Origin of the sequence: Streptomyces sp. NPDC005202 (assembly GCF_040608235.1) — a bacterium.
Lineage (GTDB): Bacteria > Actinomycetota > Actinomycetes > Streptomycetales > Streptomycetaceae > Streptomyces.
Genome location: NZ_JBEXHW010000037.1, coordinates 22,118 through 31,133, shown reverse-complemented (window position 1 = coordinate 31,133; position 9,016 = coordinate 22,118). Strand labels below are relative to the sequence as shown.

Genomic DNA, 9,016 nt, shown 5'->3' with positions numbered 1-9,016 from the left:
TACGCCGTGCCCGTGGCTGCCGACGCCAGCAGCGAGGCGGAGGACGCCGGCCCGCAGGAAGCGGAGCGGGACGCCGACGACGTGCAGGACGCCGTGCCCGTGGCTGCCGACGCCAGCAGCGAGGCGGAGGACGCCGGCCCGCAGGAAGCGGAGCGGGACGCCGACGACGTGCAGGACGCCGTGCCCCAGGGTGCCGACCGCGCCGACGGCGCCGTAGGCGACGCACAGGACGCTCCGCCCGCCTGGACTCCCCCGCCGGCGCCGCAGAGCGCGGTTCCGCCGCTGCCCCCGTCCTACCAGCCCGCCGCCCCGGCGCCCGCGGCACAGTGGCCCGCGCAGCCCCAGTCCCAGTCCCAGTCCCAGCCGCAGCCGCAGCCGCAGCCGCAGCCGCAGGCAGTCCACCCGGCGGCGCCTCAGCCGGCCGTACCGCCGCAGCCGCCGGTCGGCGCCCCGGCCCCGCCGCCCGCGCCGCCCCAGCAGCCGTCGTTCCACCCGCAGGCACCGCAGCCCGCGCCCGCCGCCTGGAACGCGCCGGGCAACCCACAGCAGCAGGGCCCCGCGCCCACTCCCCCGGCGCCTCCGGCCGGTTACGGCTTCCCGCAGCCCGGCAGCGGGGCCGCGGCCGCACCCGCGGCGCCCCAGCCGGCGGCTCCGAACCCGGCGGAGGGTGGCTACGGCTTCCCGCAGCCGACCGCCCCCGCCCCCGCGCCGAACGCGCAGGGCGGCTACGGCTTCCCGCAGCCCGGAGGCGCACCCGGCACACCAGGTGTACCGGGCACTCCCAACCCCGCCGCGCAGCCCGGCGGTTACGGCTTCCCGCAGGCCACAGGCCCGGCAGGCGCCCCGGGTACCCCCAACGCGCCTGCCCAGCCGGGCGGTTACGGCTTCCCGCAGCCGAGCGGGCCGGGGCAGCCGCAGGCTCAGCCGGGTGGGGTGGCGCAGCCCGACGCCTCGAACCCCTCGGCTGCGCAGCAGAACGCGCCGCAAGGAGCACCGCAAGGATCACCGCAGGGATCGCAGGCAGCTCCCCAGGGTTTCGCGCCGCAGCCTCCGCAGCAGCCCGTCGACCCGCGTGCCGGTACCGCCTGGCCGCAGCCCATACAGCACGACCAGCGGCAGCCGACCAACCCCGGTGCCGCGCCGCTCGGTTACACCGCGGCCGTGGAGCTGTCCTCCGACCGACTGCTCAACAACAAGAGGCAGAAGGCCCGCAGCGGGCGGCCCGCTGCCGCCGGCCCCCGCTTCCGGATCGGCGGCAAGAAGGAGGAGGCGGAGCGGCAGCGCAAGCTGGAGCTGATCCGCACGCCGGTGCTGTCCTGCTACCGGATCGCCGTGATCAGCCTCAAGGGCGGCGTGGGCAAGACGACCACGACCACCGCGCTGGGCTCCACCCTCGCCACCGAGCGGCAGGACAAGATCCTCGCCATCGACGCCAACCCGGACGCCGGTACGCTCGGCCGCCGGGTGCGCCGGGAGACCGGGGCCACCATCCGTGACCTCGTCCAGGCGATCCCGTACCTCAACTCGTACATGGACATCCGGCGGTTCACCTCGCAGGCGCCCTCCGGTCTGGAGATCATCGCCAACGACGTCGACCCGGCCGTGTCCACGACCTTCAACGACGAGGACTACCGGCGCGCGATCGACGTGCTGGGCAAGCAGTACCCGATCATCCTCACCGACTCGGGCACGGGCCTGCTCTACAGCGCCATGCGCGGTGTGCTCGACCTCGCCGACCAGCTCATCATCATCTCGACGCCGTCCGTGGACGGTGCGAGCAGCGCCAGTACGACGCTGGACTGGCTGTCGGCGCACGGGTACGCGGATCTCGTCTCGCGGTCCCTCACCGTCATCTCGGGGGTGCGCGAGACCGGAAAGATGATCAAGGTCGAGGACATCGTCGCCCACTTCGAGACGCGCTGCCGGGGCGTCGTCGTCGTGCCCTTCGACGAGCACCTGGCCGCCGGCGCCGAGGTCGACCTCGACATGATGCGGCCGAAGGTGCGCGAGGCGTACTTCAACCTCGCGGCGATGGTTGCCGAGGACTTCGTCCGGCACCAGCAGTCGCACGGGTTGTGGACGTCCGACGGCAACCCGCCGCCGGTCGCGGCCCCACCGATGCCGGGCCAGCCGCTGCCCGGGCAGTCGGTCCCGGGGCTGCCGGGTCAGCCCTATCCGGGTCAGCCGGGCCAGCCGGCGCAGCCCCTGCCGGGCCAGCCCGGTCAGCCCGGTCAGCCCGGTCAGCCCGTCCCGGGTCAGTTCGCGCCCCCGCAGCACCCGGGGCAGCCCTACCAGCCGCATCCGCAGCCGCAGCCCTACCCGCAGCAGCCCGGTCAGCCCGTTCCGGGCCAGCCGTACCCGGCCCAGCCCCCGGTGGCGGGTGCCCAGCCCGGCCAGCAGCCCTACCCCGGCCAGCCCCAGCCTCCGCAGGGCCAGCCTCCGCAGGGCCAGACCCCGCCTCCGCCCCCACCCCAGCAGTGAACCGGGCGGCCCTGCCAGGGCCGCGCCGCCGTGAAGGCCCGTGCCGTTCCCACCCGGCGCGGGCCTTCGCGCGTTCGCACCCAGAACCGGCGGAAATCCACCGCCACTCCCTCACCAGGACGGCGTCAGTGGTCTCGACCAATGGGAGTGACATCGAGGTCAACTCGTTATTTCCGCAGGCCACATGGGGTTTGACGCCCCGTTGACGCGCGCAGACTGCCGCTGATAGACACACACATCAATCCCGCCGGCGCCACCCGATCAAGCCCGTTCAAGCCCGCCCCGCGCGAGACGCAAAGCGTCCCGTGCGTGCCATGACGCGAGGTCACCGAGCCATGAACACACACGATCAGCACGGCAGAGGCTGTACAGGCCCCGGCCTCCGCAGGACTCGGCTCCTCGCCGCCGCGGGCGCCGCCGCCCTCGTCCTCACGGCTGGGCTCGCGACCCCGCTGGCGCCGACCGCGCAGCCGGCCCAGGCGGCGGACGGCAAGGAGGCCAAGGGGGTCAAAGAGGCCAAGGAGAGCAAGCAGGACAAGAAGGTTCTCACCGTCGCGGTCGCGCAGAGCGTCGACTCGCTCAGCCCGTTCCTGGCGTCCCGGCTGCTCAGTACGAGCATCCACCGGCTGATGTACGAGTACCTGACCAACTACGACCCCAAGGACGCCCACGTCATCCCGGGCCTGGCCACCAAGTGGGAGTCGTCGCCGGACAAGCTGACCTGGACGTACACGATCCGCTCGAACTCCAAGTGGTCGGACGGACAGCAGGCCACCGCCGAGGACGCGGCCTGGACGTTCAACAAGATGATGACCGACGAGGCCGCCGCCACCGCCAACGGCAGCTTCGTCACCAACTTCCGGAAGGTCACCGCGCCCAGCCCCACCCAGCTGGTGATCCGGCTGAAGAAGCCGCAGGCCACGATGACCGCGCTCGACGTGCCGATCGTGCCCAAGCACGTCTGGGAGAAGGTCAAGGACTTCTCGAAGTTCAACAATGACAAGAGCTTCCCGATCGTGGGGAACGGTCCGTTCGTCCTCACCGACTACAAGGCCGACAGCTATGTGCGGCTGAAGGCCAACAAGAGCTTCTGGCGCGGGGCACCGAAGTTCGACGAGCTGGTCTTCCGGTACTACAAGGACCAGGACGCCGCGGTGGCCGCCCTGCGCAAGGGCGAGGTCTCCTTCGTCGCGGGCTCGCCCTCCCTGACGCCCGCTCAGGCGGCGTCCCTGAAGGGCGAGAAGAACATCCACGTCAATGACGCCCCGGGCCGCCGCTTCTACGCCCTCGCCACCAACCCGGGCGCCCGCGCGAAGAACGGGCAGAAGTTCGGCGACGGCGACCCGTCCCTGCTGGACGAGCGGGTGCGGCACGCGCTGTTCATGGCGGTCGACCGCAAGACCATCATCGACAAGGTCTTCCAGGGCCACGCCGTCGAGGGCCAGGGCTACATCCCGCCGCGCTTCTCGACGTACTTCTTCAAGCCGTCGGCGAGCCAGCAGCTCGCCTACAACCCCACCGAGGCGGCCCGGCTCCTCGACGAGGCGGGCTACAAGAAGAACGCCGACGGAAAGCGCGTCGGCAAGAACGGCAAGCCGCTGAACTACCGCGTGCTGTGCCACGCCACCGACCCGAACGACAAGGCGGTCGGCAAGTACCTGCAGGAGTGGTGGGGCAAGCTCGGTATCGGCGTCACGCTCAACTGCCTGGACAATGTGACCGATCCGTGGCTCGCTGGTACCTACGACCTCGCCTTCGACGGATGGTCGGTCAACCCCGACCCCGACTTCGTGCTCTCCATCCACACCTGCGCGGCGCTCCCGGCGACCCCCAAGGACACCGCCGCCACCGACAACTTCATCTGCGACAAGACGTACGACGAGCTGTACGCCCGGCAGCTCGCCGAGTACGACCCCGCCAAACGGGCGGACATCGTCAAGCAGCTGGAGTCGCGGCTGTACGACCTCGGGTACATGAACGTCATGGCCTATCCGAACGCGGTCGAGGCCTACCGCACGGACCAGATCAAGTCGATCACCACCATGCCGGCGAAGGCGGGCAACATCTACGGCCAGGACGGCTACTGGAGCTGGTGGTCCGCCGTTCCGGCGAACTCCGGTGACTCCTCCGACGGTTCCACGCCCACTGGCGTCATCATCGGGATCGTCGCGGGCGTCGTCGTCCTCGTCGGCCTCACGATGTTCTTCGCGATGCGCCGCCGGGCCACGGCCGAAGACCGTGAATAGACCATCCATGGCCCGACCGGTTACCGACCGAGTGAGTGTTCATGACCGCTGAAGCGACACCCGCGCTGGTCGAGGGGCCCGGCGCCGACCCTGCGACGTCCGGGTCGGCGGCGGGCCGCGGGCCACGGGCGCGCACCACCACCGCGTATCTGCGGTACGTGGCGGGCAAGCTGGCCGGGGCGGCCGTCTCGCTGCTCGCCGTCCTCGTCACCAGTTTCTTCCTCTTCCGGCTGATCCCGGGCGACCCGGTGAAGTTCATGACCGGCGGCCGCCCGGTCTCGGCCCGGCAGATCGCCGCCTACCGGCGGGAGTTCGGCCTCGACCTGCCGCTGTGGCGGCAGTTCACGGACTACTGCGGCAAGGCGTTGACCGGGGACCTCGGGACGTCGTACCAGTTCCGGGCTCCCGTCATCGACAAGATCACAGAGGCGCTGCCGAACACCCTGCTGCTCACCGGCACGGCCTTCATCCTCTACACCGCCCTCGGCATCCTCCTCGGCACGCGCACCGCCTGGCGGCACGGCGGGCCCGGCGACCGCCTCCACACCGGTCTGGCACTGACCCTCTACTCGATCCCGTCGTTCTGGCTGGGGCTGCTGCTGATCATCGTGCTGTCGGTCGGCGTCGGCCCGGTCCCGGGCCTGTTCCCCACCGGTGGCATGGAGTCGGGCGGCAAGGAGGGCTTCGCGTACGTCGTCGACGTCGCCCACCACCTCGTCCTGCCGGTGGTGACGCTGGTCGCGGTGGAGTACGGGCAGACTCTGCTGGTCACCCGGTCGGCGCTGCTGGACGAGATGGGCAGCGACTATCTGACGACCGCACGTGCCAAGGGACTCAGGGACGACCTCGTGCGGCGCCGGCACGCAGTGCCGAACGCGCTGCTGCCGACCGTGACGCTGGTCTTCGTCAACCTCGGCCGGACCGTCGCGGGCGTCATCCTCGTGGAGACCGTCTTCTCCTGGCCTGGCCTGGGCGGGCTGTTCTACCAGGCGCTGAGCGTGCCCGATCTGCCGCTCGTGCAGGGGCTGTTCTTCGTGTTCGCCTCGGCAGTGATCGTGATGAACACCCTCGCCGACCTGCTCTATCCGCTGCTCGACCCGAGGGTGGGCCGATGACCGCCGAAACCGCCACGACCCCCGGCCCCCGCACCCTCGCCCGGCAGCGCCGCCGCGCCTCCGTCGCCCGCTTCTGGCGGCAGTACCGCACCCATCGCGCGGGCTTGTTCGGGCTCGCCGCTCTCGTCCTGTTCGCGCTGGTCGCGCTGACCGCGCCGCTGACCGTCGGGTCGGATGTGCAGAGTGTGACCGATGCACCCGGAAAGCCCCTGGAAAGCCCGAGCGGGCACTTCCCGCTGGGCACCGACCAGTTCGGGCGCAATCTGCTCGGCCTGGTGATCTGGGGCTCGCGGGTCTCACTGCTCGTCGGGCTGCTCGCGGCCGTGCTGTCGGTGGCGATCGGCGCGCTCATCGGCATCACCGCCGGGCACTTCCGCGGCTGGTACGCCACCGTGATGATGCGGATCACCGACTGGTTCCTGGTGATGCCGACGCTGGTGCTCGCCATCGCGCTCGCCACCGTGATGTCCCGCTCGCTGGGCACGATCATCCTGGCGATCGGGGTCACGACCTGGCCTACGACTGCCCGTCTGGTGCGGGCGCAGACGCTGGCGGTGGAGTCACGGCCGTACATCGAACGCGCGAAGGCGCTGGGCGGCGGCCACTGGCACATCATGTCGCGCCATGTGCTGCCCAACGTCATGCCGCTGGTGCTCGCCCAGACGACCCTGATCATCTCCTCCGCGATCCTCGCCGAGGCGACGCTCGCGTTCCTCGGGCTCGGCGACCCCACCGTCGTCTCCTGGGGCGGGCTGCTGCAGGACGCGCGGGAGGCCGGAGCGGTCAGTTCGGGCGACTGGTGGTACCTCGTGCCGCCGGGCATCGCCATCGCGGTCGTGGCGCTCGCGTTCACGCTGTGCGGGCGCGCGGTCGAGTCCGTCCTCAACCCCAGGCTGGGGGTGTCCCGTTGAGCCTGCTCGACGTCAGGAACCTCGAAGTGACGTACCCCGGCGGGGCGGCCGCGGTGCGCGGGGTCGACCTCTGTCTCGCCGCGGGCGAGAAGCTCGGCATCGCGGGCGAGTCCGGCTGCGGCAAGTCCACGCTGGCACTGGCCCTGCTGCGGCTGCTGCCGTCCGGGACCCGGATCGGCGGGGAGATCCTGCTCGACGGCGAGGACGTGCTGGCGATGAAGTGGGGCCGGGTGCGCGCGGTGCGCTGGGCCGGGGCCTCCATCGTCTTCCAGGGCGCGATGCACTCCCTCAACCCCGTGCACCGCGTCGGCGACCAGATCGCCGAGCCGATCCTGCTGCACCGCAAGGCGACCCCGGCGGGCGCGAAGAAGAAGACCGGAGAGCTGCTGGAGCACGTGGGGCTGCCGGCGGCGCGCGCGAGCGCGTACCCGCACGAGCTGTCCGGCGGTCAGCGGCAGCGCGTGATGATCGCCATGGCGCTGGCCTGCGACCCGCGCCTGATCATCGCCGACGAGCCGACCACGGCCCTCGACGTGATGATCCAGGCCCAGATCCTGCGCCTGATCGAACGGCTCGTGAGAGAGCAGGACCTGGGCCTGATCATGATCAGCCACGACCTCGCCGTCCTGGCCGACACCTGCGACCGGCTCGCGGTGATGTACGCGGGCCGGGTGGTGGAGGAGGGGCCCGCCCGGCAGGTCTACGAGGACGCCCGGCACCCCTATGGGAGGGCCCTGTCGGAGGCCTTCCCGCGGATCGGTGACCCGGCCTCGCGGTTCGCGCCGAGCGGGCTGCCGGGCGATCCGCCGGACCCGGCCGCGCTGCCGTCCGGCTGCGCGTTCCACCCCCGCTGTCGGGTCGCGCTGGACATCTGCGCCGGGCAGGACCAGGCCCTGCGTCCGGCGGGGGCGGGGCGGCGGGCGGCCTGCGTGCACGTGGCGTCCGGGGCCGAGGCGACGGCAGCGGAGGACGAAGTGAGGAGCAGCACCCGATGACCACCCCACCGCTGCTGAGCGTCGAGGGCCTGCACGTCACCTTCCCCGGCCGGCACGGCGCGCCCGCCCGCGCGGTGGACGGCGTGGACCTCGACATCCGGCCCGGCGAGATCGTGGCGCTGGTCGGCGAGTCGGGCTGCGGCAAGACGACGCTGGCCCGCACCCTGCTCGGCCTCGTCCCGCCGACCGCAGGCCGCGTCACCTTCGACGGCAAGCCGCTCGACTACTCCTCCCGCGCGCTGAAGGCGTACCGCAAGCGGGTCCAGCTGGTGCTCCAGGACCCGAGCGGCTCGCTCAACCCGAGGCACACGGTGTACGACGCGGTGGCCGAGGGGCTGCGCATCCACGGGTACGGCGGTGACGAACGGTCGGCGGTCGCCGACGCCCTCGCCCGGGCCGGACTCCGGCCGCCCGAGCGGTTCTTCCTGCGCTACCCGCACGAGCTCTCCGGCGGCCAGCGCCAGCGCGTCGTCATCGCGGGCGCGCTGGTCCTCGAACCGGAACTCGTCGTCGCCGACGAGCCGGTCGCCTCCCTCGACGCCTCGGTGCGCGGCGAGATCCTCGCCCTGCTGCTGCGGCTGCGCTCCGAACTCGGCCTGTCCGCGCTGGTGGTGACCCATGACCTGGGCCTGGCCTGGAACATCGCCGACCGGGTCGCGGTGATGTATCTCGGCCGGATCGTGGAGACCGGCGAGGTGGAACAGATCCTGACGGCACCCCGGCACCCGTACACCCAGGCCCTGCTGTCCGTCCTGCCCGAGGCCCCCGGCGACCCGGTGGTCCTCACCGGCGAGCCCCCGGACCCCTCCCGCATCCCTTCCGGCTGCCGCTTCCACGCCCGCTGCCAGATCCTGGCGAGCGGTGAGGCGGAACGGGCGGGTGTGGCGGATGCGTGCCGCGGGGTGGAGCTGGAGGTTCTCGGCGGAGGCGGCGAGACCCAGGTGGCGTGCCACTGGGCCCGGGCATGCACGGAGGCCACGCAGGCGCAGTGAGCGACCGCAGCGAGGCAGCCGGTCACTGACCCGCGGTCGGCGGGCGGCAGGCGCGGGCGGCGGTCGACGGGCACGGTCGGCCGGCCGCGGGCACGGTCGGCCGGCCGCGGGCGCGGTCGACGGGCGCGGGCGGCGTCGACGGGCGACGGGCGGCGTCGACGGGCGCGGGCGGCGTCGACGGGCGACGGGCGGCGTCGACGGGCGCGGGCGGCGTCGACGGGCGCGGGCGGCGTCGACGGGCGCGGGCGGCGTCGACGGGCGCGGGCGGCGTCAACG

The 9,016-nt window shown here is 72.5% G+C and carries 6 protein-coding genes and 1 pseudogene; 6 read left to right on the top strand and 1 reads right to left on the bottom strand.

Features of this window, described 5'->3' with window-relative positions:
* From ABZV31_RS32870 to ABZV31_RS32845, 6 genes are all read left to right on the top strand, one after another.
* Positions 1-2,481: AAA family ATPase (locus ABZV31_RS32870; RefSeq protein ID WP_355900521.1), on the top strand; the 2,481-nt coding region annotated here is incomplete at its 5' end.
* 335 nt (positions 2,482-2,816) lie between these two features.
* On the top strand, positions 2,817-4,727 hold the full coding sequence (locus tag ABZV31_RS32865; RefSeq protein WP_355900520.1) for an ABC transporter substrate-binding protein: 1,911 nt from the start codon (positions 2,817-2,819) through the stop codon (positions 4,725-4,727).
* Between the two features lie 41 nt (positions 4,728-4,768).
* Entirely contained in the window at positions 4,769-5,842 is a 1,074-nt protein-coding gene (locus ABZV31_RS32860) for an ABC transporter permease (protein WP_355900519.1), read from the top strand.
* Entirely contained in the window at positions 5,839-6,753 is a 915-nt protein-coding gene (locus tag ABZV31_RS32855) for an ABC transporter permease (RefSeq protein ID WP_355900518.1), read from the top strand. Before ABZV31_RS32860 ends, ABZV31_RS32855 begins: the two co-directional genes overlap by 4 nt.
* Positions 6,750-7,748: an ABC transporter ATP-binding protein gene (locus ABZV31_RS32850; protein ID WP_355900517.1), complete on the top strand. Its 999-nt coding sequence runs from the start codon at positions 6,750-6,752 to the stop codon at positions 7,746-7,748. The genes ABZV31_RS32855 and ABZV31_RS32850 overlap by 4 nt, the downstream gene beginning before the upstream one ends.
* Positions 7,745-8,740 (top strand): ABC transporter ATP-binding protein, encoded by a 996-nt coding sequence (locus ABZV31_RS32845; RefSeq protein WP_355900516.1) that lies wholly within the window; start codon positions 7,745-7,747, stop codon positions 8,738-8,740. The genes ABZV31_RS32850 and ABZV31_RS32845 overlap by 4 nt, the downstream gene beginning before the upstream one ends.
* 22 nt (positions 8,741-8,762) lie before the next feature.
* Here the strand turns inward: ABZV31_RS32845 and ABZV31_RS32840 are convergent.
* Positions 8,763-9,016 (bottom strand): annotated as a pseudogene (locus tag ABZV31_RS32840) (2-oxoglutarate dehydrogenase, E2 component, dihydrolipoamide succinyltransferase); the annotation flags it as partial.

Bases quoted from the DNA above. Each gene is read 5' to 3' on its own strand.
- ABZV31_RS32845 (WP_355900516.1), top strand. From the start codon at position 7,745: ATGACCACCCCACCGCTGCTGAGCGTCGAGGGCCTGCACGTCACCTTC.
- ABZV31_RS32865 (WP_355900520.1), top strand. From the start codon at position 2,817: ATGAACACACACGATCAGCACGGCAGAGGCTGTACAGGCCCCGGCCTC.
- ABZV31_RS32855 (WP_355900518.1), top strand. From the start codon at position 5,839: ATGACCGCCGAAACCGCCACGACCCCCGGCCCCCGCACCCTCGCCCGG.
- ABZV31_RS32860 (WP_355900519.1), top strand. From the start codon at position 4,769: ATGACCGCTGAAGCGACACCCGCGCTGGTCGAGGGGCCCGGCGCCGAC.